Annotated in this window: 24 protein-coding genes and 1 tRNA gene; 23 read left to right on the forward strand and 2 right to left on the reverse strand. The window is 61.8% G+C overall.

Going from position 1 to position 23170, the window contains the following annotated elements:
- Positions 1-261 precede the first annotated feature (261 nt).
- From iscR to ACFQ95_RS03605, 10 genes are all read left to right on the forward strand, one after another.
- On the forward strand, positions 262-798 hold the full coding sequence (iscR, locus tag ACFQ95_RS03560; RefSeq protein ID WP_422829422.1) for a Fe-S cluster assembly transcriptional regulator IscR: 537 nt from the start codon (positions 262-264) through the stop codon (positions 796-798).
- A gap of 208 nt (positions 799-1006) precedes the next feature.
- A complete protein-coding gene (locus tag ACFQ95_RS03565) occupies positions 1007-2227 on the forward strand; it encodes an IscS subfamily cysteine desulfurase (protein ID WP_422829423.1) in 1221 nt (406 codons plus the stop codon).
- A 94-nt stretch (positions 2228-2321) separates the two neighbouring features.
- Positions 2322-2747, forward strand: coding sequence for a Fe-S cluster assembly scaffold IscU (iscU, locus tag ACFQ95_RS03570; RefSeq protein ID WP_422829424.1), 426 nt, complete (start codon positions 2322-2324; stop codon positions 2745-2747).
- Positions 2748-2749: 2 nt separating this feature from the next.
- Positions 2750-3073 carry an iron-sulfur cluster assembly protein IscA gene (iscA, locus tag ACFQ95_RS03575; protein ID WP_422829425.1) on the forward strand — a complete coding sequence of 108 codons (324 nt, stop codon included), beginning with the start codon at positions 2750-2752 and terminating at the stop codon, positions 3071-3073.
- Between the two features lie 94 nt (positions 3074-3167).
- Positions 3168-3698 (forward strand): Fe-S protein assembly co-chaperone HscB, encoded by a 531-nt coding sequence (gene hscB, locus ACFQ95_RS03580; protein ID WP_422829426.1) that lies wholly within the window; start codon positions 3168-3170, stop codon positions 3696-3698.
- 44 nt (positions 3699-3742) lie between these two features.
- Entirely contained in the window at positions 3743-5599 is a 1857-nt protein-coding gene (gene hscA / locus ACFQ95_RS03585; protein ID WP_422829427.1) for a Fe-S protein assembly chaperone HscA, read from the forward strand.
- Position 5600: 1 nt separating this feature from the next.
- Positions 5601-5939, forward strand: coding sequence for an ISC system 2Fe-2S type ferredoxin (gene fdx / locus ACFQ95_RS03590; RefSeq protein WP_422829428.1), 339 nt, complete (start codon positions 5601-5603; stop codon positions 5937-5939).
- Between the two features lie 14 nt (positions 5940-5953).
- A complete protein-coding gene (gene dnaQ, locus ACFQ95_RS03595) occupies positions 5954-6670 on the forward strand; it encodes a DNA polymerase III subunit epsilon (RefSeq protein WP_422829429.1) in 717 nt (238 codons plus the stop codon).
- Positions 6671-6696: 26 nt separating this feature from the next.
- Positions 6697-6771 (forward strand) — tRNA-Val (locus tag ACFQ95_RS03600).
- Positions 6772-6922: 151 nt separating this feature from the next.
- Entirely contained in the window at positions 6923-7441 is a 519-nt protein-coding gene (locus ACFQ95_RS03605; RefSeq protein WP_422829430.1) for a GNAT family N-acetyltransferase, read from the forward strand.
- Between the two features lie 52 nt (positions 7442-7493).
- On the opposite strand, the gene ACFQ95_RS03610 is transcribed toward ACFQ95_RS03605, so the two are convergent.
- Positions 7494-8249 carry a PP2C family protein-serine/threonine phosphatase gene (locus tag ACFQ95_RS03610; protein WP_422829431.1) on the reverse strand — a complete coding sequence of 252 codons (756 nt, stop codon included), beginning with the start codon at positions 8247-8249 and terminating at the stop codon, positions 7494-7496.
- Between the two features lie 196 nt (positions 8250-8445).
- Between ACFQ95_RS03610 and ACFQ95_RS03615 the strand changes: the two genes are divergently transcribed.
- Both ACFQ95_RS03615 and ACFQ95_RS03620 read left to right on the forward strand, forming a co-directional pair.
- On the forward strand, positions 8446-8649 hold the full coding sequence (locus ACFQ95_RS03615) for a YdcH family protein (protein ID WP_422829432.1): 204 nt from the start codon (positions 8446-8448) through the stop codon (positions 8647-8649).
- Positions 8649-10844, forward strand: coding sequence for an ATP-dependent DNA helicase (locus ACFQ95_RS03620; protein ID WP_422829433.1), 2196 nt, complete (start codon positions 8649-8651; stop codon positions 10842-10844). Before ACFQ95_RS03615 ends, ACFQ95_RS03620 begins: the two co-directional genes overlap by 1 nt.
- A 53-nt stretch (positions 10845-10897) precedes the next feature.
- Here the strand turns inward: ACFQ95_RS03620 and ACFQ95_RS03625 are convergent, their stop codons facing one another.
- Positions 10898-11707, reverse strand: coding sequence for an outer membrane protein assembly factor BamD (locus ACFQ95_RS03625; RefSeq protein ID WP_422829434.1), 810 nt, complete (start codon positions 11705-11707; stop codon positions 10898-10900).
- 35 nt (positions 11708-11742) lie between these two features.
- Here ACFQ95_RS03625 and ACFQ95_RS03630 point away from each other — a divergent pair, with 35 nt between their 5' ends.
- The 11 genes from ACFQ95_RS03630 to bamB all read left to right on the forward strand — a co-directional run bounded on the left by ACFQ95_RS03630 (position 11743) and on the right by bamB (position 23165).
- The gene (locus tag ACFQ95_RS03630; protein WP_422829554.1) at positions 11743-12756 is read left to right on the forward strand and encodes an RluA family pseudouridine synthase; all 1014 of its coding nucleotides are present in this window, start codon (positions 11743-11745) and stop codon (positions 12754-12756) included.
- A gap of 140 nt (positions 12757-12896) precedes the next feature.
- Positions 12897-13637 (forward strand): SMC-Scp complex subunit ScpB, encoded by a 741-nt coding sequence (gene scpB / locus ACFQ95_RS03635; protein WP_422829555.1) that lies wholly within the window; start codon positions 12897-12899, stop codon positions 13635-13637.
- Positions 13634-15064 (forward strand): pseudouridine synthase, encoded by a 1431-nt coding sequence (locus ACFQ95_RS03640; RefSeq protein ID WP_422829435.1) that lies wholly within the window; start codon positions 13634-13636, stop codon positions 15062-15064. Before scpB ends, ACFQ95_RS03640 begins: the two co-directional genes overlap by 4 nt.
- A gap of 180 nt (positions 15065-15244) precedes the next feature.
- Positions 15245-15670: a nucleoside-diphosphate kinase gene (ndk, locus tag ACFQ95_RS03645; RefSeq protein WP_422829436.1), complete on the forward strand. Its 426-nt coding sequence runs from the start codon at positions 15245-15247 to the stop codon at positions 15668-15670.
- Positions 15671-15697: 27 nt separating this feature from the next.
- Positions 15698-16846 carry a 23S rRNA (adenine(2503)-C(2))-methyltransferase RlmN gene (rlmN, locus tag ACFQ95_RS03650; protein WP_422829437.1) on the forward strand — a complete coding sequence of 383 codons (1149 nt, stop codon included), beginning with the start codon at positions 15698-15700 and terminating at the stop codon, positions 16844-16846.
- A gap of 14 nt (positions 16847-16860) precedes the next feature.
- Positions 16861-17718, forward strand: coding sequence for a type IV pilus biogenesis/stability protein PilW (gene pilW / locus ACFQ95_RS03655; RefSeq protein WP_422829438.1), 858 nt, complete (start codon positions 16861-16863; stop codon positions 17716-17718).
- Positions 17711-18667: a helix-turn-helix domain-containing protein gene (locus ACFQ95_RS03660; RefSeq protein ID WP_422829439.1), complete on the forward strand. Its 957-nt coding sequence runs from the start codon at positions 17711-17713 to the stop codon at positions 18665-18667. The genes pilW and ACFQ95_RS03660 overlap by 8 nt, the downstream gene beginning before the upstream one ends.
- Complete coding sequence (gene ispG, locus ACFQ95_RS03665; RefSeq protein WP_422829440.1) at positions 18668-19951, forward strand: flavodoxin-dependent (E)-4-hydroxy-3-methylbut-2-enyl-diphosphate synthase; 1284 nt, start codon at positions 18668-18670, stop codon at positions 19949-19951. It begins immediately after the preceding gene.
- A 104-nt stretch (positions 19952-20055) separates the two neighbouring features.
- The gene (hisS, locus tag ACFQ95_RS03670) at positions 20056-21345 is read left to right on the forward strand and encodes a histidine--tRNA ligase (RefSeq protein WP_422829441.1); all 1290 of its coding nucleotides are present in this window, start codon (positions 20056-20058) and stop codon (positions 21343-21345) included.
- A 12-nt stretch (positions 21346-21357) separates the two neighbouring features.
- The gene (locus ACFQ95_RS03675; RefSeq protein ID WP_422829442.1) at positions 21358-22032 is read left to right on the forward strand and encodes a YfgM family protein; all 675 of its coding nucleotides are present in this window, start codon (positions 21358-21360) and stop codon (positions 22030-22032) included.
- On the forward strand, positions 22032-23165 hold the full coding sequence (gene bamB, locus ACFQ95_RS03680; RefSeq protein ID WP_422829443.1) for an outer membrane protein assembly factor BamB: 1134 nt from the start codon (positions 22032-22034) through the stop codon (positions 23163-23165). Before ACFQ95_RS03675 ends, bamB begins: the two co-directional genes overlap by 1 nt.
- Positions 23166-23170: the final 5 nt, after the last annotated feature.

The following is a 23170-nucleotide window of genomic DNA, read 5'->3' on the forward strand; positions in this document are numbered from 1 at the left end:
CAGTGGCGTGGCGAGGACATTTGCCCAAGTCTGAGGGCTTGACCCTAAGGGTAAGTTCGGATGGTTTGCCGATTACCCGACTAATTCGATGGGGATTGTGCTAGAATTGGACCAACAACAGGTAGCCGGAAGTTGAGGGCTTGGCGCCACCCCAAGAGGTGGCCGCTGATCAGAGAGGATCTCGCCCCGCATTGCACGCCATTCCGATGGGGCGGTGCGGGCCATCAACGCTAGGTTTACGCGCACTAGAAGGAGCTTGCGATGCGACTCACCACCAAAGGCCGTTTTGCGGTCACCGCCATGATTGATCTGGCCTTGCGTCAGAACAACGGCCCCGTCACCCTGGCGGCCATCAGCCAGCGTCAGCAGATTTCGCTGTCTTACCTCGAGCAGTTGTTCGGTAAATTGCGCCGTCATGACCTGGTCGAGTCCACCCGTGGCCCCGGCGGCGGCTACACCCTCGGACGCAAAGCGGCCGACATCACCGTGGCCGACATCATTGTCTCGGTAGACGAGCCGATCGATGCCACGCAATGCGGCGGCAAGGAAAACTGCATGGGCGAAGCCGGTCGTTGCATGACGCACGAACTGTGGGCTTCGCTGAACACGCGCATGGTCGAGTTCCTTGACTCCGTCAGCCTGCAAAAGCTGGTGGACGAGCAACTCGCCAAGGGTGTGCAAGTGGAGACCAAGCCTATGATCAAGCGTGCCATTTCCAGCATGCCGGTGGTCAAGCCTATCCGCGTGAATGCGCCGAATTCGGTGTTCGCGCTGGGCAACGCTTTCGCGAAGTCCTAAGCGACAAAAAGAGCGAAGAGGGGTGCTGCGGACAAGACATGAACCCTGCAAGGTTTTTGTGAAATCCGGACACTACTTTTCGACACAGTATTTTTGAGTTAATAGTTTTAACGCGTTTCAACGTATCACCCGGCCCTGCGCACTAGCCTTGTGCCCCACGTCGGGTGACAAGGCAGGATTCAAGCCAGCCTTCATCGAGAGCTAGCCAATGGACATGACCCCACACTTCCCGATTTACATGGACTACAGCGCCACCAACCCCTGCGACGAGCGGGTGGTGGATGCCATGATTCCTTGGCTGCGGGAGCATTTTGGCAATCCAGCATCGCGTAGCCACGCGTGGGGTTGGGAAGCGGAAGCTGCGGTTGAAAAGGCGCGCGAACACGTCGCAGCCTTGATCGGCGCCGACCCGCGTGAAATTGTCTGGACTTCGGGTGCGACCGAGTCCAACAACCTGGCACTCAAGGGTGCTGCCCAGTTCTACAAGAGCAAGGGCAAACACATCATCACGGTGAAGACCGAACACAAGGCTGTGCTCGACACCTGCCGCGAACTGGAACGTCAGGGCTTTGAGGTGACCTACCTCGACGTACAGGAAGACGGCCTAGTCAACTTGGACGTGTTCAAGGCGGCCATCCGCCCGGACACCATCCTGGCCAGTGTGATGTATGTCAACAACGAAATTGGCGTCATCCAGGACATCGAAGCCATTGGTGCCGTCTGCCGCGAAAAGGGTGTGGTCTTCCACGTCGACGCCGCCCAGGCCACTGGTCGTGTGGCGTTCGACATCTCGAAGATGCCGGTCGACCTGATGAGCCTGACCTCGCACAAGACCTACGGACCCAAAGGCATTGGCGCCTTGTTTGTGCGCCGCAAGCCGCGCATCCGCATTGAAGCGCAAATGCACGGTGGTGGCCACGAGCGTGGCATGCGTTCGGGCACGTTGCCTACGCACCAGATCGTCGGCATGGGCGAGGCCTACCGCATTGCCAAAGAAGAAATGGCCGTCGAAAACGTGCGCATCCAGGCGTTGCACGACCGCATGCTGAATGGCCTGAAAGACATCGAACAAGTGTTCGTCAATGGCCACCTGGAAAAGCGTGTGCCGCACAACCTGAACATCAGCTTCAACTATGTTGAAGGCGAGTCGTTGATCATGGGCATCAAGGGTTTGGCCGTGTCCAGCGGTTCGGCCTGCACGTCGGCCAGTCTGGAACCGAGCTATGTGCTGCGCGCCCTGGGCCGCAGCGACGAGTTGGCGCACAGCAGCTTGCGCATGACCATTGGCCGCTGGACCACCGAAGCCGATATCGACTATGCGGTGGAAACCATCAAGCTCAACGTGGCCAAGCTGCGCGACCTGAGCCCGCTGTGGGAAATGTACAAAGATGGCATCGACATCAGCACCATCCAATGGACGGCGCATTGATCAGCCTGCGCTGACCAACATAGAGACAACGGTTTTTTGAATCAGGCTCGCGGGGCCGTGTGGCGCCGCGCCGGAAGATGAAGAGGTAACTGAAATGGCTTATTCTGAAAAAGTAGTAGACCACTACGAAAATCCACGCAACGTCGGCTCCTTTGAAAAGGGCGATGACAGCGTAGGCACCGGCATGGTCGGCGCGCCGGCTTGTGGCGACGTGATGAAGCTGCAGATCAAGGTGAACCCGCAAACCGGCGTGATCGAAGACGCACGCTTCAAGACCTACGGTTGCGGCTCGGCGATTGCTTCGTCGTCGCTGGTGACCGAATGGGTCAAGGGCAAGACGCTGGACGAAGCGGCTGCGCTGAAGAACAGCCAGATCGCCGAAGAACTGGCGTTGCCACCCGTGAAGGTGCACTGCTCCATCCTGGCCGAAGACGCGATCAAGGCCGCCGTCAACGACTACAAACAAAAACACGCTGCCGCCTCCACCCCAGCGGCTGCAGTGGCTGCTGCGGTGCACTGAACATGGCTGTCACGCTCACGGAGGCTGCTGCCCGTCACGTCAACCGTTACCTCGCCAAACGTGGCAAGGGCTACGGCGTGCGCCTGGGTGTCAAAACCACGGGCTGCTCGGGCTTGGCTTACAAGCTGGAATACGTGGACGAGATGGCGCCTGAAGACATCGTGTTTGAAGAGCACGGTGTGAAGGTGTTGGTAGACCCTAAGAGCCTGGCATACATCGACGGCACCAAGCTCGACTTTGTGCGCGAAGGCCTGAACGAGGGCTTCAAGTTCGAAAACCCCAACGAGCGCGACAAATGCGGCTGCGGAGAAAGTTTCCGCGTTTGATGTCTCAAACGTGGCGTCTCCCCCAAAACCGCCCGTGCAACCGTACCGGCGGTTTTTTCTTGCAGGCTGCTGTGTAGCTCAGGGCTAGGTCACTATGAATCTCCAATCCGACGACTTCGAACTGTTTGACTTGCCGCGGCGCTTCGCCCAGGACCCGGCCGAGATGGCCGTGCGCTGGAAGGCGCTGCAGCGCGAAGCCCACCCCGACCGTTTTGCCGCCCAGGCCGGTGCCGCACAGCGTATGGCGATGCAGTGGTCGGTGCGCATCAACGAAGCCTGGCAACGCCTGAAAGACCCGCTCAAACGCGCCGCCTACCTGTGTGAGCTGGGCGGTGCGCCCATACAGGCGGAAAACAACACCGCCATGCCCGGCGCATTTCTGATGCAGCAGATGCAGTGGCGCGAAGACCTGGAAGACGCCAACACCGCCCTAGAGTTGACGCGCTTGCAGGGCGAAGTCGCCGAAGCGCGCCAAGCCGCGCTGGCACAATGCGCCAGTCTGCTAGACGACGCTCACGACTACACCGCCGCCGCCCAACAGGTGCGTGCGCTGATGTTCATCCAGCGCTTCGCAGCCGATATTGAAGACCGCATCGACGCCTCGCTCGATGCCGCAGGCCAGTGAAACTACGCAGCCTGCGTTTTGCACAACGATTCTGAACCACCTCCATGGCGCTACTCCAAATTTCCGAACCCGGCCAGGCGCCTGATCCGCACCAGCGCCGCATCGCCGTGGGCATTGACCTGGGCACCACCCATTCGCTGGTGGCCGCCATGCGCAATGGCGTGGCCGAATGCCTGCCCGACGCGCAAGGCCGCGTGATCCTGCCCAGCGTGGTGCGTTATCTGCCTGGTGATAAGCGCCAAATCGGCTGGGACGCTTTGGCGGCGCAAGCCACCGACCCGGAAAACACCATCGCCTCGGTCAAGCGTTTCATGGGCCGTGGGCTGGGCGATATCGCCCAGCGCGAAAAGCTGCCATACCGGTTTATCGACAAGCCCGGCATGGTCGGTCTGGAAACCGCGCACGGCGAAAAGTCGCCGGTAGAAGTCAGCGCCGAAATTCTGGCCACGTTGCGCTTCCGCGCCGAAGACAGCTTCAACGACGACTTGTTCGGCGCCGTGATCACCGTGCCCGCGTATTTTGATGATGCGCAGCGCCAAGCCACCAAGGACGCCGCGCAACTCGCCAGCATCAATGTGCTGCGCCTGATCAACGAGCCCACGGCTGCCGCCATCGCCTACGGCCTGGACAACGCCAGCGAAGGTGTCTACGCCGTCTACGACCTGGGTGGCGGCACGTTCGATATTTCGATTCTGCGGCTCACCCAAGGTGTGTTCGAGGTGGTGGCTACCGGTGGCGACTCGGCCCTGGGCGGTGACGACTACGACCGCGCCCTGGCCGATTGGGTGGCGACCCAAACCGGCACCGCCGTCACCAGCGCCTCTGACAAGGTCGTGCTGCTGGCCGCCGCTCGCGCCTGCAAAGAGGCGCTGTCTGCTACTGATTCGGTAGCGTTTGTCGCTGATCTGGCAAGCGCCACGCTGCAATTTGACGTCAACCGTGCGGACTTTGATGCGGCCACCTCGGCATTAACCGCCCGCACCATGACCGCTGTGCGCAAGGCCCTGCGCGACGCCGGCCTGAACGTGCAGGAAGTGCAGGGCGCCGTGATGGTGGGTGGCTCCACCCGCATGCCGCAGGTGCGCGAGGCCGTGGCCAAGTTCTTCGGCCAGGCGCCGTTGACCAACCTGAATCCGGACGAGGTGGTGGCGCTGGGCGCCGCCATCCAGGCCAACCAATTGGCCGGCAATGCGGGTGCCGACGATTTGCTGCTGCTCGATGTGATTCCCTTGTCGCTTGGCATCGAGACCATGGGGGGGCTGGTCGAGCGCATCGTGCCGCGCAACCAAACCATTCCTACTGCCATGGCGCAGGACTTCACCACCTACCAGGACGGCCAGACCGCGCTGGCCTTGCACGTGGTGCAGGGTGAGCGCGACCTGGTGGCCGACTGCCGCAGCCTGGCGCGTTTCGAGCTGCGTGGCATTCCGCCGATGGCGGCAGGTGCTGCGCGCATCCGCGTCACCTTCACGGTTGATGCCGATGGCCTGCTCAACGTCGGTGCACGTGAACAACTCAGCGGCGTGGAAGCGCAGATCGACGTCAAGCCGTCCTACGGTTTGAGCGACGAGCAAATCGCCCGCATGTTGCAAGACAGTTTTTCCACCGCCGCGCAGGACATGCAGGCGCGCGCGCTGGTGGAGGCGCGTGTCGACGCCGATCGCATGCTGCTGGCCACACGCAGCGCGCTGGCGGCAGATGCCGATTTGTTGAGTGCCGAACAGCGCGCCGAAATCGACACCTTGCTCGCCGCCTTGGAAGTGGCCAAAACCGAAGCCGACGCCAAGGGCGTTGAAGCCGCCACCGACCGCGTGGCCAAAGGCACGGAAGCCTTTGCCGCCATGCGCATGAACCGTGGTATCCAACAAGCCCTGTCCGGCCAGAACATAGAGAACCTCTGACATGCCCGTCATCAAAATACTGCCCCACGCCGAACTCTGCCCCGCAGGTGCCCAGATCACCGCGCCGGCGGGAACCTCGATCTGCGAGGCCCTGCTGGACAACGACATCAAGATCGAACATGCCTGCGACATGAGCTGCGCCTGCACCACCTGCCATGTGGTGGTGCGCGAAGGCTTCAACTCGCTGGGTGAACTCGACGAAAATGAAGAAGACCTGCTGGACCGCGCCTGGGGCCTGGAGCCGCAGAGCCGCTTGAGCTGCCAGGCGTTTCTGGCACAGCAAGACGTGACGATAGAGATCCCCAAGTACACCATCAACCACGCCAAAGAAAACCACTGAGCGTTCGCCCGACCATGCGCCAAATCGTTCTCGACACCGAAACCACCGGCCTCTCGGCTGCCACTGGCGACCGCATCATTGAAATCGGTTGCGTCGAGTTGCTGCACCGCAAGCTCACCGGCAACAACAAACACTTCTACCTGAATCCCGGGCGCGACAGCCACGAAGACGCGTTACGGGTGCACGGCATCAGCAACGAGTTCTTGCGCGACAAGCCCAAGTTCGAGGTCGTGGCCGATGAGCTGATGGACTATCTGGCCGGTGCCGAAATCATCATCCACAACGCGCAGTTCGACGTTGGCTTCTTGAACAAGGAGCTGGAGTTGATGGGCCGGGGCCCGTTGAGCGAAGTGGTGGGCAGCGTCACCGACTCCCTGGCCATGGCCAAGGAGATGTTCCCCGGCAAACGCAACTCCCTGGATGCACTGTGCGACCGCCTGGAGGTCGACAACTCGGGGCGTACGCTGCACGGTGCGCTGCTGGATGCGGAGTTGCTGGCCGACGTCTACATCAACATGACGCGTGGCCAGGACGCGTTGTTGATCGATGTAGGCGCTGAAGACCAAGACGAGGGCGGTGAAACCCCGCGCCTGGACCTCAGCGGTTTTGACTTGCCGGTGCTGTTGGCCAACGAGCAGGAAGATACCGAGCACCAGGATTTACTCAAACAAATTGATAAATCTAGCGGCGGAAAGACGTTGTGGCGAAATATTGAAAAAACTGTTGTATAATTCGAGGCTTACCTGATGACGAATCAGGGCGGTTAGCTCAGGGGTAGAGCACTGCCTTCACACGGCAGGGGTCGGAGGTTCGAAGCCTCCACCGCCCACCAGATCTTCGGATCAAAAAAACCAGCATGAAGATGCTGGTTTTTTTTCGCCAGCATTTTTTCGTCTGCATTTTTTCGGTGTTGCCAGCAGCCTGGTGTGCCGAGCCAGCGTAAGCTAGGCTTTGCCCGTTTTCATCCATTTCATTGGCTGCCTATGCTGCATTCTTCCTTGGCGTCGACCGTTCATGTCCGTCTGGCCAACTACGCAGATCCAGACGACGCAAAAGCGGTTGTCACCATGCTCGACGCCTATGCCCAGGACCCCATGGGCGGAGGCCATGCCTTGCCGGCCCATGCGCGCGAACAACTGGTGCCCGCGCTCGCTGCGCGGCCGTTTGCCTTCAGTGTGCTGGCCTTTGCCGGGACGCAGCAGGGGTCTGAGGCTGTGGGCCTGGCCAACTGCTTCGAAGGTTTTTCGACCTTTGCCTGCAAGCCCTTGGTCAATGTGCACGATCTGGCCGTGATGCCCGGCCACCGGGGGCTGGGCGTGGGGGCTGCGCTGCTGGCATTTGTCGAGGGCATCGCCCGCGAGCGCGGTGCCTGCAAGCTCACGCTGGAGGTGCTGCAGGGCAACGCCAAGGCCATGCGTTTATACGAACGCATGGGTTTTGCAAGTTACCAGCTCGACCCGCAAATGGGCCACGCACAAATGATGCAAAGGTGGCTGCGCTAAAAGGTGTCGCCGAAAAAGCCATTCAACCGGTGTTGAATGCGTCAATGCGTTGTTACAACGCCTGCAGATTCAGAATTGCCAGCGACAGGTTGTCGCCACCGCCGCCTGCGCGTCGGCGGGCTTTGTCGATCAAAAACTCTGAGGCTTCGCGCGGCGTCATGGAGTCCAGCACGGCCCCGAGTTCCGCATCGGTGAAGTAGTGCCAGACACCATCGCTGCAAGCCAGCAGCACGTCGCCGGGGCCGAGGTGTGGAATGCGGTGTGAATCCACGGTGGGTTCGGCCTCGGTGCCCAGGCAGCCCAGCAGAATGTTGGCGTCGGGGTGGTTGTTGGCTTCTTCGGCTGTGATCTCGCCGCGGTTCACCAGTGTCTGCACATAGGAGTGGTCTAGCGTGCGGCGTACCAACCGACCACGGTGGAAGTGGTAAATGCGCGAGTCGCCGGCGTGTGCCCAATGGCAGTCACCACCCGGGTTGAGAATAAAGGCTGCGACGGTGCTGTGCGGTTCTTCTTCGGTGGAAATGGCCGTGAGCTTGATGACCAGGTGCGCTTCCGACACCAGCGACCGCAGGGTGGTGGTGGCGTCGTCGCTGGCGGGGTCGTAGCGTTCGAAGATCTGCCGCGCGGTCATCATCACCTGGTCGGAGGCCTTGCGTCCGCCGCTGCGACCGCCCATGCCGTCGGCCACCACGCCCAACACGCAGCCTTGTACACGCGCATGGCTCAGCAAAACAACCTGGTCCTGCTGGTATTCGCGGTCACCGCGGTGGATGCCCGTCGCCGCTGTAATTCTGTAGCCATTAGTCATGGTGGTGCACTCGGGTGATGGTGCTTGCGTAAATGATGGACTTGCCGCGCAAGGACTTTCCAGGCGAAATGCGGGGCACAAAGCGCTTGGAACGTGTTTGCGGTATCCGCGCGGCCGACGGAGATCGCAAACAGGTTCTTAAACACGTATTATCAAGCGAACCACATGGCGGTGGATACCGCCGCAGAACGCTATTTTGGATTCGAATCTACATTCCCCCGAACGTCAACTGATTGAGCTGCGCATGGAGCACGCCGATCTTGACGCAATGATCGACCGCATCGCCGAGCAGGCACCCCTGGACGAATTGATGCTGCGCCGACTGAAGAAGCGGCGTCTGGCGCTGCGCGATCAAATTGCGCGCCTGCTCAGAGAGCTTGACCCCAAAGAGCCGGCCTGATGGCGGCGCAGGCTTCCACGGCTGCAGCAATCGAGGCGGTGTTTGCTGCCGGCGGTGTGTTGTCACGCGCGGCGCCCGCATATCTGCCGCGTCCGGGCCAATTGGCCATGGCCGAGGCGATTCGGCAGACCATAGAACATGGTGGTACGTTGGTGGTCGAGGCCGGCACGGGTGTCGGCAAAACCTATGCTTACCTGGTGCCGGTATTGCTCAGCGGTGAGCGCGCGCTGTTGTCCACCGCGACCAAGGCCTTGCAAGATCAACTTTATGGGCGCGACCTGCCGGAACTGCTGAAAGCCTTGAACCTGCCGGTGCGCACGGCCCAGCTCAAGGGCCGCAGCAGCTACGTCTGCCACTACCGCTTGGAGCGTGCACGCTGGGATACCGATATCTCCGATGCCTCAGCGCTGCGCACGCTGGCGCGCATTGAAGAATGGGTAAAGGTCACGCGCACCGGCGATCTGGCCGAGTTGCCCGGTTTGGATGAGCGTTCACCGCAAATCCCACTCGTCACCTCCACGCGAGAAAACTGCCTTGGCAGCCAGTGCCCGCAAGCCCAGAAATGCCATGTCAACCAGGCGCGCCGTGAAGCCATGGCGGCCGACGTGGTGGTGGTGAACCATCACCTGATGTTTGCAGACCTGGCGGTGCGGGAGTCGGGTGTGGCCGAGCTTTTGCCGTCGGTGCGGGTGGCCATTTTTGACGAAGCGCACCAGTTGCAGGAAACCGGCGTTCAGTTTCTGGGGGCGCAACTGAGTACGGGGCAAATCCAGAGCTTGGCAAGCGATGTGTTGTCAACCGGGCAGCAAGCTGCCGCCGGTCTGGCTGATTGGGCGTTTCTGGCCGCCGCGCTGGAGGATGCCTGTACCGAACTGCGCTGGGTTGCGGCGCCTATTGCTGCGGGAGTGGCACGCGCGCAGTGGCAGGAGTCCGCCCCCGAGGGGGTTGACCCCGACGCGTGGCTCGCAACACTGCGCAAGTTGCAGGCAGCGCTAGACAAACTGGCGAGTGCTTTGCAGCCAGTGTGCGAACTCGGGCCGGAGTTCACGCGACTGCTTGAGCGCACGGCGCAGGCCAGTCAGCGGCTGGAGCGCTTCATGCTGGCCAGCCCGGGCGCGGTGGTGCGCTGGCTGGATGCGGGTGCTGGCCAGGTGCGCCTGGTGGAGGCGCCACTGGATATTGCGCAGGCCCTGCGTTCGCGCTTGCTCGGCTTGCCAACGCCTGCGAATGGCGTGAGTGCAACAGACGAAGCCGAAAATGGCGGCGAAGGTTTTTCGGATGTGCCGCCCGCGGAACCCGCCGAGGACCGGGTGCAGCACAAGGCGCTGGTGTTCACTTCGGCAACACTGGGTGTGGGCAAGGATCTGAGCTGGTTTACCGAGTCGTGTGGGCTTGAAGGTGCACAGCAGCTCAAGGTCGACAGCCCGTTTGACTATGCCCACCAGGCCGCCTTGTATGTGCCGCTTGACCTGCCGCAGCCTGCCGACCCCGCGCATAGTGCGGCGGTCGCCCAGGTGGCGGCAGACGCCGCGCAGCAGTTGGGTGGGCGAACCCTGGTTTTGACCACCACACTTCGGGCTCTGCAAGTGATAGGCAAGGCGTTGCGCGAGCGTTTAACAGCCGACCAGCTTGCTGGTGCGGCCGAAACAATGGTGCTGGTACAGGGTGAATTGCCAAAGCGGCAACTGGTCGAGCGTTTTCGTCTGGGGGGCGCAGATGGCCGGCCGGGCTGTGTGATGGTGGCCTCGGCCTCGTTTTGGGAGGGTATGGACGTGCCCGGCGATGCTCTGGAGTTGGTGGTGATAGACAAACTGCCGTTTCCGCCGCCGGGTGATCCTTTGGTGGCCGCGCGGGCGCGGCATCTGGAAAGTCAGGGCCGCAAACCCTTCATGGACTACTTTGTGCCAGAAGCAGCGGTGGCGCTGAAGCAGGGTGCGGGGCGCTTGATCCGCCGCGAATCCGACCATGGTGTGCTGGTGGTCTGCGATGCACGGCTGGTGGAAAAGGGTTATGGCCGCAAACTCAGGGCGGCGCTGCCGCCCATGCCCTTGCTGAAAACCCCAGAGGCTTTTGCGGCCGCGCTAGAGGCGCTGAATACGCGGCGGGAACGCGCGCACACATCGAGCGGTGACGCGCCGAGCGGGGCGCCCATGCAGGCTGAAGACTGGAGTGGCTTGGGTGGCGATGACGCCTAGCCATAAAAAACGCCGGTTTGAACAAGTCATTAGCGGCGCTTGATGGGATCAACTTACCAGAACTGCCACCAACGGGTGTCTTTGCCTTTGAAGCCGCTGCTCAGGAAAGGGCTGTTGGGATAGTTCTTCTCGAGCACACGTTGTGCATCGTCGCGCAATGTGGGCAGGCCCAAGGCGTCGTAGGAGCGCACCACGATATAAAGCGCCTCTTCCAGCGACGGGGCATCGCGGTAGTCGGTCAAGGCCGTTTGTGCACGGTTCACGGCGGCCGCATAAGCGCCACGGGAGTAGTAGTACCGGGCAACGTGCACTTCGTACTGGGCCAGCGCATTGACAATGTAGGTCATGCGCGCTTGTGCGTCGGGGGTGTAGCGTGATTCGGGGAAGCGGGTGGACAATTCCTTGAATGCCTCAAACGATTCCTTGGCCGACTTCTGGTCGCGCTCGGACAAGTCCTGGCGCGTGATCGAGGAGAACATGCCCAGGTTTTCGTTGAAGTTCACCAGGCCCTTCAAGTACAGGGCATAGTCGAGCGCTGGACTGGCGGGGTGCAGTTTGAGGAAACGATCCAGCGTTGAGATGGCCTGGGCTTGTTCGCCGCTCTTGTAATACGCGTAGGCCTTCTCCAGCTGGGCTTGCTGTGCCAACGGAGTGCCCGCCGCGCGGCCTTCCAGCTTCTCAAAAAGCGGAATGGCTTTTTCGTAGGCGCCAGAGTTTGCCTCGTCGCGCGCTTCGGCGTAGATCTTGTTGGGGCTCCAGTTGGCCGTCGCATCTTCTGACGTGGTTGTGGAGCAACCAGACAGCCAAAGCGCCGAGCCTGTCAGAAGCAGGGCTGGGAACACCGATAATTTGGAACGCTGCAACACACGTATCTTTCTTGAATCTAAGCAAATTGATTATATCGACGGACCCTCTTGACGAAGACGCTACCGAAACGGCCGACACCGATACCGTTGGTGAGGGCCTGGATGCAGCGGAGGTTCGTCCCATCGCCATAGGCGCAGCATTGCACGGGCAGCGCCTGGATCGCGCCCTGGTGGAGCTGATCCCCGAGTTTTCGCGCAGTTACCTGCAGCAATTGATTGAAGCCGGCGCAGTGCAATTGCAGGGCGCGACCCTGACCAAGGCCTCGCACAAGGTGCGCGCGGGCGACGCCGGGCAGATTCTGCTGCGTCCCACGCAGCAAAGCCAGGCCTTCAAGCCGGAAAACATTCCCTTGGACGTGGTGTTTGAGGATACACATCTGCTGGTGGTCAACAAACCGGCGGGTCTGGTGGTGCACCCCGCTCCGGGCAACTGGAGCGGAACCTTGCTCAATGCCCTGCTAGGGCGCGACCCCACGGTCTCTACGGTGCCCCGGGCCGGCATCGTGCACCGGCTGGATAAGGACACCAGCGGCCTGACGGTTGTGGCCAAGACGCGGGCCACCATGGATGCGCTGGTGGCCTTGATTGCCGCACGCAACGTGAGCCGCCAGTATTTGGCTTTGGCGCACAAGCCCTGGCAGGGGGCGGCTGCGCGCCGAGTGGAATTTGCGATTGGCCGCGATCCGCGCAACCGTTTGCGCATGGCAACGGTGGATCTGGGCTCTCAGGCGGGCAAGCCGGCACGCACTGATTTCACATTGCTGCAGAACGCTGAAAAGGGCTGCTGGGTGCATTGCGCCCTGCACACCGGGCGAACCCATCAAATACGCGTGCACATGGCGGCCATTGGCCACCCCTTGGTGGGCGATGCCTTGTATGGCGGCGCCCCGGCCGCAGGGCTGGCGCGGCAGGCGCTGCATGCGACGCGGCTGTCGTTTGTGCACCCCATGACCGGTGAGGCGCTGAGCTTCAATGCGCCACCCCCGGCCGACATCCTGGCTGCGCTGGAGGCCTGGGGTGTCCGATCCAGCTACAATGCGGGCTGATACCCATGGCGGCTACGCGGTGCCTGGCCTCCGACTGGTTGTCACCCCGGTTGCATTGAGGGCCTATGGCCCGCCGGCGCAACGCAATCCACGCTTCCGAATTTTGCACACTGTGTGCGCGTTCCCAAAATAGCTACACCATGAATACGGCAGAGGCCAAGCGTGTCCTCGAAGCTGCGCTGATTTGTTCTCCGCAGCCGTTACCCGTTCGCGAAATGCGGGTTTTGTTTCAAGATGAGTTGGGCAGCGACACCGTTAAGGCCTTGTTGCTGGAGCTGCAAAACGACTGGGCGCTGAGAGGCGTGGAATTGGTGAGTGTGGCTTCGGGCTGGCGCTTCCAAAGCCGCCCGGAAATGCGCGAATACCTGGACCGTCTGCACCCGGAAAAACCGCCGCGTTATAGCCGTGCGACGCTGGAGACCCTGGCGATCATTGCTTATCGGCAGCCTGTCACGCGCGGCGATATGGAAGAAATTCGCGGCGTGACGATCAGCTCGCTGATCATCAAATCGCTGGAAGACCGAGGCTGGATCGAGGTGATTGGCCACCGCGAAACCGTAGGCCGGCCTTCGCTGTTTGCGACAACGCGGCAGTTTCTGGATGACCTGGGTCTGGCGTCGCTCGACCAGTTGCCGGTGTCCGATGACCCGGTGCAGCGTGAGATGCTGCTGGCCAGCCTGGGGCACGCGGAGGATCCGCAGGCCGATTTGCCCATTGATGTGGAGCCGCCGAGCGTGGCCGGGGCCGAGTTGGTGGATGTGGTGATGGAAGATGGACCAAAGCCGCAGGAGATGGGGGCAGATGCAGCGCAGGCTGCAGCGTCCGATTCTCCAGAAGAAGTCGTACGGGAGGAAACTCCCCCTGAAGAAGATAAATTATGAATGACACGACCCCTGGCGAAACGCCATCTGTGCCGCCTGAAGGCCAGCCTGAAATTTTGAGCCAAGCCGCGTCGGCGGCAGTGGCGCCTGTCGAGGGCGTCGAAGCCGCCAAGCCGGCGCGACGTGATGCTTCCGGCAACCGTTTTGAGGATGTGATCTCTGGTCAGTTCGATGCGGACGAGGAAAGCCCCGAGGCGGTTGCGCCACCCAAGCGGGTGCTGGCGCCACAGGTGGAGTCGCCCAAGCTGCACAAGGTGTTGGCCCAGGCGGGCCTGGGTTCTCGGCTGGAGATGGAGCAACTCATCACCGAAGGACGTATTTCGGTGAACAACGAGCCGGCCCACATCGGTCAGCGCGTGCAATTCGGCGACCAGGTGAAGATCAACGGCAAGGCGATTCGGGTGCGCATCGATCCGCCGCCGCCGCGTGTCATCGCTTATCACAAGCCTGCTGGTGAAGTGGTGAGCCACGACGATCCGCAGAACCGGCCCACCGTTTTCCGCAAATTGCCCAAGTTGCACCAGGGCAAGTGGCAGTCGGTCGGTCGTCTGGACTTGAATACCGAAGGTTTGTTGTTGTTCACCAGCTCGGGTGAACTCGCCAACAACCTGATGCACCCGCGTTTTGGCCTGGAGCGTGAATACGCTGTGCGTGTGCTGGGGGCACTCAGCAAGGATGAAAAACAACGCTTGCTGGACGGCGTGCAGCTCGAAGACGGCATGGCCCAGTTCGGCAGCATAGAAGACGGTGGCGGCGAAGGCTCCAACTGCTGGTACCGCGTCACCATTTCCGAAGGCCGCAACCGCGAAGTGCGCCGCATGATGGAGGCCGTGGGCCATGCTGTCAGCCGTCTGATCCGCATCCGCTACGGCGCCATGTTGCTTCCGCGAGGCTTGAAACGCGGCGCCTGGATGGAATTGGACGAGCGTGACATCCAGGCTTTGCAAAAAGCCGTGGGTGTGGGCCAGCGTGCCGCTGCGGCTGCGCGCGGCGATGAAAATCCTGCTGCTGGCCGCGGTCCTCGTGGCCAGGGTGGCGGCAATGGAGGCGCTGAGCGTGCGCCCGATGGCCGTGCGCCAGCGCGCAAGCGCCCGCGTGGTGGCCGTGGCTCAGGCCCCGGCCCATCGCGGCCAAACGGTCCTGCGCAGCCGAATCCATTGGTCACCAGTGGCTTGGGCGGGCGTGGTGATGGCCAGCGCCGCAAGAGTGGCCAGGGTGGTCGGCAGGCTGATCGTCAGGGTGGCGCTGCGAGCGGCGGTGGCGGCCAGCCCGATCCCATGAAGACGGCCTTTGGCTACATCGGTGCCGACAGCTTCACGCGGCAGCGCCAAGGTGGCCCGGGTGGTCGACGTGGCTCGGGTGGCGGTGGCTCCGGTGGTGGCGGCGGCCCCCGTCGAGGCGGTGGCGGCGGTAACCGCGGTCGTTAAACCCTAGGCGGTGTAAGGCCGCCAAAGGCCTGGCCCAACTTGGGCAAACCAGCGGCTTTCCCCTATTGCGTTGGTGTTTCTCATGTGCATTGCCACAGTGGTGTAGCCTTGTCCGGTTAAACTACTGGGCTTTGCTGTATTGGCAAAAATTCAATAAAACTCTAGCTCAGGATTAAAACCATGGCCATCGAACGTACCCTCTCCATCATCAAGCCCGACGCAGTTGCCAAGAACGTGATTGGCCAAATCTATGCACGCTTTGAAGCTGCTGGCCTGAAGGTCGTGGCTGCTCGCATGGCCCACCTGTCGCGCGGCGAAGCCGAAGCTTTCTACGCTGTGCACAAAGAGCGTCCTTTCTTCAAGGATCTGGTGGACTTCATGGTCTCCGGCCCGGTGATGATCCAGGCCCTGGAAGGCGAAAACGCCATCCTGAAGAACCGTGACCTGATGGGCGCCACCGATCCCAAGAAGGCAGCCGCCGGCACCATCCGCGCTGACTTCGCTGACAGCATCGACGCCAACGCCGTGCACGGCTCTGACGCCGCCGAAACCGCCGCACAAGAAATCGCTTTCTTCTTCGCCGGTTTGAACGTTTTCTCGCGTTAATACCAGGCCTTATCGCCTGCGTATGCCATGACGGCCAACCTGCTCGACCTCGATCTCGAAGGATTGGCCGCACTTTGTGAGCGGCTGGGGGAGAAGCGTTTCCGCGCCACCCAGTTGTTCCGTTGGATCCACCAGCGCGGTGCGTCCGACTTTGACCAGATGAGTGATCTGGCCAAAAGTTTTCGCGGCAAGCTCGGCACCAGTGCGCGTATCGAGGGTTTGCCCGTCGTCAGCCGGCATGAGTCGACTGATGGCACCATCAAATGGTTGTTCGATGTGGGTGATGGCAACGCCGTTGAAACGGTGTTTATTCCCGAAGACGACCGCGGAACACTTTGTATTTCGTCGCAGGCTGGTTGTGCCGTGGGTTGCCGTTTTTGCTCCACCGGGCACCAGGGCTTCAGCCGCAATCTGACCACGGGCGAAATCATTGCGCAGCTCTGGCATGCCGAGCATTTCCTGCGCAAACACCTGGGTACTTCTGAGCGCGTCATCTCCAATGTGGTGATGATGGGTATGGGTGAACCTCTGCAGAATTTCTCCGCCCTGGTGCCCGCTTTGCGCACCATGCTGGACGACCACGGCTACGGCCTGTCGCGTCGCCGCGTCACGGTGTCCACCTCGGGTGTGGTGCCGATGATTGATCGCCTGGCGCTGGAATGCCCCGTGGCCCTGGCGGTTTCGTTGCATGCGCCCAACGATGCGCTGCGCGACAACCTGGTTCCGCTAAATAAAAAATACCCGCTGGCCGAGCTGCTCGACTCCTGCAATCGATATCTGGAGCACGCGCCGCGCGACTTCATCACCTTTGAATATTGCATGTTGGATGGCGTGAACGACCAGCCAGAACACGCCGAGCAATTGATCGCCCTGGTGCAGCAGCACCGGCGTGCGGGTGTGTGGTGCAAGTTCAACCTGATTCCATTCAACCCGTTCCCCGCGTCCGGTTTGATCCGCTCGCCGCAAGCCCGTGTGACGGCTTTTGCCCGCATGCTGGCCGACGCCGGCATCATCACCACGGTGCGTAAAACACGGGGAGATGATATTGATGCTGCTTGCGGCCAACTCGCGGGTGACGTAAAAGACCGTACCCGCGTGGCTGACCGTATGGCGCAGCAGCGCACCATCATGCTGAAGCAAACCCCCGTCGAGGCCGTTGCGAACAAGGAGACTTAAGGATGCGTATACCGATGTCGGACCGGAGTGACATCTTTTCCTGGATTTTGGGGGCGGCTTTCGCCGCGGTGGCGCTGACAGGTTTGACGGGGTGTGCCGCAAGCGGCAGCACGGCTGGGTCGGGCACTTCTGCGATCGCTACGCCTTCGGTGAGTGAAAGCGCCGGTACCGATGTTGTCACAGCGTCCGACGAGCCGGCCTCGCGCAAGCGAGCCCGGGTGCGCTTGCAGTTGGCGGTAGGCTATTTCGAGAATGGTCAGACCACCGTGGCGCTTGATGAGCTCAAGCAGGCTTTGGTCATAGACCCTACTTTCCCCGAGGCGTATAACCTGCGTGGCCTGGTCTACATGCGCATGAACGACCCGCGCCTGGCCGAGGATAGCTTCCGCCGCGCTGTGGCGCTGAATCCGCGCGACGCCAATACGCTGCACAACTACGGTTGGTTTCTCTGCCAGCAAAGTCGTTACTCCGAGGCGGCACAAGCCTTCAACCAGGCGCTGGCCAACCCGGCCTACGGCGACCGCGCCAAAACCTTTATGGCCTTGGGCCTGTGCCAGCAAAGTGCTGGCCAATATGCCGAGGCCGAGCGCAATCTCGCCAAGTCCTATGAGTTGAATGCCGGCAACCCCATTACGGGCTATAACCTGGCGGCGCTGTTGTACCGGCGCGGCGACCTGGTGCGAGCGCAGTTTTATATTCGACGTTTGAATAATTCAGAGCTGGCGAATGCCGAGTCTCTGTGGCTGGGCATCAAGGTGGAGCGGCAGATGGAGAATCGCGACGCCATGGCCCAGTTGGGCGATCAGTTAAAGAAACGTTTTGGTCAGTCGGCAGAGGCGGCCAGTTATGCGCGAGGAGCATTTGATGAGTGAGCCGGAGGTTCTGGCGGCGAATGGTGAGGTGGGCCCAACAGGGGCGGCTCAGTCGGCTGAGGCCTCAGCCGAGCAGGCGGGTTTTCTGTTGCGCCAGGCGCGAGAAGCGGCCGGCGTGCATCTGGAGGCTTTGGCGGTGACCCTCAAGGTGCAGGTGCACACCTTGGAGTCGCTAGAGGCGGGGCGCTTGAGCGAGCTCCTGGATGTGGTGTTTGCGCGCGGCCTGGCGTCCAGCATTTGTCGGGTTCTAAAGGTTGATGCCGCGCCGGTCTTGGCCTTGTTGCCGCGCAAGACGCCTGCTGCAATGGCCGTGACGCCACCGGCCGTCCAGGCCACCTTCCGTCCGGCCGACGTGGGCGGCACGGGCCCGTCGGCCTTGCGTCGTTTGTTGAGCAATCCTGCGGGCCTGATCGTGCTGTTGCTGGTCATCGGCGCTGCGGCCTTATGGCTTGTGCCGCAGTTGCAAGGCGAGGATGCAGAGGTCAGTGCCACGGCCAGTGAGCCCGCGCCGTCGAACACGCTGGAAGTCACGCCGGCTGCGGCTGCCAGTGCTGCGGGTGTTGCCGAGCCGCCCGCCGCTGTCAGTGTGCCGGCTTTGCTACCCCCGCCGGCTGCCGTTGCGCCGATACCGGCCGCTTCGGCAGCGCTGGCGCCATCTGCGGCTGCTTCCGCTGCAGTGGCGGGTGCCGCAGCCCCTGCCGTTCCCGCTGGGGGCGAAATGTTGACGATCAGCGCGAAGGCGCCTGCCTGGGTGCGTGTCACCGATGCGGCGGGTGTGGTCGCCATCAACCGCACATTGCAGGCCGGTGAAACCGTGCACGCTGCAGGCGCTGCGCCGCTGGCTGTGGTGGTGGGTGCGGCCGATGCCGTGCAAGTCCAGGTGCGTGGACAAGCGTTTGATCTGGCCCCCATCGCGCGCACCAACGTGGCTCGATTCGAGGTGAAGTAATTGGATGATCTGAATACCCCTATTGCCCCCATCACACCGCCTGCGCGTAAAACGCTGCAGGCCCAGGTGCGTTGGGGTCAGCGTTTGGTGACCGTGGGCGGTGACGCGCCGGTGCGTGTGCAGTCGATGACCAATACCGACACGGTGGACGTGATCGGCACGGCCATCCAGGTGAAAGAACTGGCGCTGGCCGGCTCGGAGATGGTGCGTCTGACGGTGAATACGCCCGAAGCCGCGGCCGCCGTGCCACACATACGCGACCAACTCGACCGCATGGGCATCGATGTGCCCCTGGTCGGTGACTTCCACTACAACGGCCACCGCCTGCTGACCGAAGTGCCGGCGTGTGCCGAAGCCTTGTCCAAGTACCGCATCAACCCAGGCAACGTCGGCAAGGGTGACAAACGCGACCGCCAGTTCTCACAAATGATCGAGGCCGCCATCCGCTGGGACAAGGCCGTGCGCATTGGCGTGAACTGGGGCAGCCTGGACCAGGAGTTGCTCGCCAGCCTGATGGACGAAAACAGCCGCCGCGCCCAGCCCTGGGATGCCAAGTCGGTGATGTACCAGGCGCTGATCACCTCGGCGATTGAATCGGCCAAACGCGCCGAAGAAATCGGCTTGGCAGCCAACCAGATCATCTTGTCGTGCAAGGTCAGTGGTGTGCAGGATTTGATCGCCGTGTACCGCGCGCTGAGCGAGCGCTGCCGCTATGCGCTGCACTTGGGCTTGACCGAAGCCGGCATGGGCACCAAGGGCACGGTGGCGTCGGCTGCTGCCTTGGCCGTGTTGCTGCAGGACGGTATTGGCGACACCATTCGTGTTTCGCTCACGCCCCAGCCGGGCGAGGCGCGTACACAAGAGGTGGTCATCGCCTCGGAAATTCTGCAGTCACTTGGTTTGCGCAGTTTTGTGCCCAGCGTCACGGCTTGCCCTGGCTGTGGCCGCACCACCAGCACCACCTTCCAGGAGCTGACCAAACAGATCGACGACTTTCTGCGCGCGCAAATGCCGGTCTGGCGCGAACAGTACCCGGGTGTAGAGAAGATGAAGGTGGCCGTGATGGGCTGCATCGTCAACGGCCCGGGGGAGAGCAAACACGCCGACATCGGCATCAGCCTGCCCGGGACGGGTGAGGCGCCGGCGGCACCGGTTTACATCGATGGCGAAAAAAGCGTTACCCTGCGCGGCGACAACATTGCCCAGGAATTCCGCGTCATCGTCGAGAACTACATCCAGAAGCGTTACGGCCATGCCGTGGCGGTGGCTGATCAAGCCGGCTGACAGGTGTGGCGCCAGCCCGCTGGCGATGTTTCAATTTTTTGAGTAGAAATGGCTTTTGCGCACGTGGATAGTGCGTGAGTAGCTGCGATTTGGATAGCGAATAAATGGCTGAAAAACTCAGTGCCGTCAAAGGCATGAACGACATCCTCCCGGCCGAATCGGCGCGATGGGAATGGCTGGAAGGGCTGGTGCGCGAAACCATGGCGCGTTTTGCCTACCGCAACATCCGCACGCCCATCGTCGAACACACGGCGCTGTTTGTGCGCGGCATTGGCGAGGTGACCGATATCGTCGAGAAGGAGATGTATTCCTTTGAAGACAAGCTCAACGGTGAACGCCTGACCTTGCGCCCGGAAAACACCGCCAGTGTGGTGCGTGCCGTGACCGAACATTCGCTGCTGTACGACGGTGGCAAGCGGCTTTGGTACATAGGCCCTATGTTCCGCCACGAGCGGCCCCAGCGCGGCCGCTACCGCCAGTTCCACCAGATCGGTGCCGAAGCGCTGGGTTTTGCCGGTCCAGAGGTCGACGCCGAGCTGATCTTGCTGGCCACATCCTTGTGGAAAGCCATAGGTTTGACTGACGTGCGCCTGGAACTCAACAGCCTGGGCCAACCGGCCGAGCGCGCCGCGCACCGCGTCGAACTGATCAAGCATTTTGAGCAACACGCTGACAAGCTCGACGAAGACGGCAAGCGCCGCCTGCACAGCAACCCGCTGCGTATTCTGGACACGAAAAACCCCGCCATGAAAGAAGTGGTGGAGTCCGCGCCCAAGCTGATGGATTTCCTGGGGGAGGCTTCGCTGGCGCACTTCAATGCGCTGCGCGCCATGTTGGACGCCAACGGCATCAGCTACACCATCAATCCGCGTTTGGTGCGCGGGCTGGACTATTACAACCTGACGGTGTTCGAGTTCGTCACCGACCGCCTGGGCTCGCAAGGCACGGTATGTGCAGGTGGCCGTTACGACGACCTGATTGCACAAATCGGCGGCAAGGCCGCCCCTGCCGTGGGCTGGGCGATAGGCGTCGAGCGGGTGTTGGAACTGCTGAAAGAGCAGGGCACGGACTTGCCCAATCCCGTGCCCGAGGTTTACGCCGTGGTGCCGGATGCGGCTGCCATGCCTGTGGTGTTGCGTACCTTGCAGCAACTGCGTGCCGCCGGTGTGCGTGCCCAGATGCATGCCTCCACGGCCGACGGTCTGGGCAGTTTCAAATCGCAGTTCAAAAAAGCCGACGCCAGTGGTGCACTCTTCGCCTTGATTTTTGGTGCTGACGAGCTGGCGCGCGGTGAGGTGACGGTGAAGTCGCTGCGCGACGGCACAGGCGCCCAACGCACTGAACCACTGGCCAATATCGACCAATGGTTGCAGACCCTACAATCAGCCGCTTGACTTTGGACACCCATGGCAACTCATCTCGACCTTGAAGAACAAGAGCAGCTTGACCAACTCAAGCACTTCTGGAAGCAATACGGCAACCTCATCACCTGGATCTTGATCGTGGCGATGGCGGGTTATGCCAGCTGGAATTTCTACAACTACTGGGAACGCAAGCAATCTGCCCAAGCCGCTGCGCTCTATGACGAAGTGGCCCGTGCCGCTGGTGCTGGCGACACGGCCAAGCTGGAGCGTGCCTTTGGTGACATGAAAGACAAGTTTGGCAGCACCGCGTTTGCTGGCCAGGCTGGTTTGGTCACGGGCAAGGTGATGTTTGAAAAAGGCAATGCCGATGCCGCCAAGGCGGCGCTCACCTGGGTGAGTGAAAAAGCCTCTGACGACGGTTACAAGGCTGTAGCGCGTTTGCGCCTGGCGGGTGTGCTGATCCAATCCAAGGCCTATGACGAAGCCGCCAAGGTGTTAGCTGAGTCCGTGCCTGCGCAGTACGCCCCACTGGTGGCCGACCGCCAGGGCGACCTGCTCTCGGCCCAGGGTAAAACCGCGGAAGCCGTCGCCGCTTATAAAAAGGCCTACGAAGGCATGCAAGACACAGACGACTACCGCCGCCTGGTCGAGGTCAAGCTAAACGCGCTGGGCGTTGACCCGCGTGTACCCGTGGTTTCGGTGGAGGTGAAGAAGTAATGCCGAAACTGCATCTGAAACAAGTTGCACGCGGGCTGGCCACGATAGGCCTGGTGGCGTTTTTGGCGGCCTGTGCCAGCGGTAACAAGCCCAAACCGGCCGACCTGCCGGCCAATGTGGCCTTGATGGGTGTGCGCCAGGCCTGGACCGCCAAGGTGGGCGAGGTGGGCTTCCCGTTGACGGTTAATGTGCAGGGCAATACCCTCACCCTGGCCAGCACCGATGGCACCTTGACCGCGTTGGACGGCACGACCGGGGCGCAACTTTGGCGCGTGTCGGTTGGTGCCAAGCTGGCTGCCGGTGTCGGCAGCGACGGCAAAACCGCTGCGGTGGTAACGCAAAACAATGAGCTGATCGCCTTTGAGTCCGGTCGCGAACTGTGGCGCAAGAAGACCGATGCTTTGGCGTATACCGCCCCGCTGGTCGCTGGCGGACGTGTGTTCCTGTTGGCTGCAGACCGTTCGGTCAGTGCCTTCGATGGAGCCACCGGGCAGCGCCTCTGGGCGCAGCAGCGCCCCGGCGAACCACTCATATTGCAGCAAGGCGGCGTGTTGTTGCCGGTTGGCGATACGCTGGTCGTGGGCCAGTCCGGGCGCCTGGTTGGCATGAATCCGCTCAACGGCAGCACCCGCTGGGATGCATTGGTGGCTACTTCTCGTGGTACCAACGACGTGGAGCGTCTGGTGGATCTGGTCGGCCCGGCGAACCGCGTGGGCGATGTGGTGTGTGTGCGCGCGTTCCAGTCTTCCCTGGGCTGCGTGAACGCCGTCAACGGTATGCTGCAATGGAGCAAGCCTTCGGTGGGCGCCACCGGTGTGTCGGGCAACGACACAAGCGTCTTCAGCGTTGAGAACGACGGCCAGGTGGTGGCGTTCAAGCGCAGCAATGGCGAGCGCGACTGGTCCATCGACCGCCTGCGTTACCGTGGTCTGAGTGCCCCGTTGGCCATTGGCCGCACCGTGGTGGTCGGCGACAACACCGGCTTGGTGCACTTCATGTCGCGGGAAGATGGCTCTGCGCTGAACCGCATTTCGACCGATGGCTCTGCCATCGAAACAGCACCTGTCTTGGCCGGCAACACCGTGGTGGTGGTGACGCGCAAAGGCAGCATTTATGGCTTCCAGCCGGAATAACCCGG

Source organism: Variovorax sp. HJSM1_2, assembly GCF_049316285.1.
In the GTDB taxonomy this organism is placed as follows: domain Bacteria; phylum Pseudomonadota; class Gammaproteobacteria; order Burkholderiales; family Burkholderiaceae_C; genus Rhodoferax_B.

Bases quoted from the DNA above. Each gene is read 5' to 3' on its own strand.
- iscR (WP_422829422.1), top strand. From the start codon at position 262: ATGCGACTCACCACCAAAGGCCGTTTTGCGGTCACCGCCATGATTGAT.
- hscB (WP_422829426.1), top strand. From the start codon at position 3,168: ATGAATCTCCAATCCGACGACTTCGAACTGTTTGACTTGCCGCGGCGC.
- pilW (WP_422829438.1), top strand. From the start codon at position 16,861: ATGTCGGACCGGAGTGACATCTTTTCCTGGATTTTGGGGGCGGCTTTC.
- ACFQ95_RS03620 (WP_422829433.1), top strand. From the start codon at position 8,649: ATGGCGGCGCAGGCTTCCACGGCTGCAGCAATCGAGGCGGTGTTTGCT.
- ACFQ95_RS03675 (WP_422829442.1), top strand. From the start codon at position 21,358: ATGGCAACTCATCTCGACCTTGAAGAACAAGAGCAGCTTGACCAACTC.
- ndk (WP_422829436.1), top strand. From the start codon at position 15,245: ATGGCCATCGAACGTACCCTCTCCATCATCAAGCCCGACGCAGTTGCC.
- rlmN (WP_422829437.1), top strand. From the start codon at position 15,698: ATGACGGCCAACCTGCTCGACCTCGATCTCGAAGGATTGGCCGCACTT.
- ACFQ95_RS03660 (WP_422829439.1), top strand. From the start codon at position 17,711: ATGAGTGAGCCGGAGGTTCTGGCGGCGAATGGTGAGGTGGGCCCAACA.
- bamB (WP_422829443.1), top strand. From the start codon at position 22,032: ATGCCGAAACTGCATCTGAAACAAGTTGCACGCGGGCTGGCCACGATA.
- iscA (WP_422829425.1), top strand. From the start codon at position 2,750: ATGGCTGTCACGCTCACGGAGGCTGCTGCCCGTCACGTCAACCGTTAC.
- ACFQ95_RS03610 (WP_422829431.1), bottom strand. From the start codon at position 8,249: ATGACTAATGGCTACAGAATTACAGCGGCGACGGGCATCCACCGCGGT.
- hscA (WP_422829427.1), top strand. From the start codon at position 3,743: ATGGCGCTACTCCAAATTTCCGAACCCGGCCAGGCGCCTGATCCGCAC.
- fdx (WP_422829428.1), top strand. From the start codon at position 5,601: ATGCCCGTCATCAAAATACTGCCCCACGCCGAACTCTGCCCCGCAGGT.
- iscU (WP_422829424.1), top strand. From the start codon at position 2,322: ATGGCTTATTCTGAAAAAGTAGTAGACCACTACGAAAATCCACGCAAC.
- ACFQ95_RS03605 (WP_422829430.1), top strand. From the start codon at position 6,923: ATGCTGCATTCTTCCTTGGCGTCGACCGTTCATGTCCGTCTGGCCAAC.
- hisS (WP_422829441.1), top strand. From the start codon at position 20,056: ATGGCTGAAAAACTCAGTGCCGTCAAAGGCATGAACGACATCCTCCCG.
- ACFQ95_RS03565 (WP_422829423.1), top strand. From the start codon at position 1,007: ATGGACATGACCCCACACTTCCCGATTTACATGGACTACAGCGCCACC.
- dnaQ (WP_422829429.1), top strand. From the start codon at position 5,954: ATGCGCCAAATCGTTCTCGACACCGAAACCACCGGCCTCTCGGCTGCC.
- scpB (WP_422829555.1), top strand. From the start codon at position 12,897: ATGAATACGGCAGAGGCCAAGCGTGTCCTCGAAGCTGCGCTGATTTGT.
- ACFQ95_RS03640 (WP_422829435.1), top strand. From the start codon at position 13,634: ATGAATGACACGACCCCTGGCGAAACGCCATCTGTGCCGCCTGAAGGC.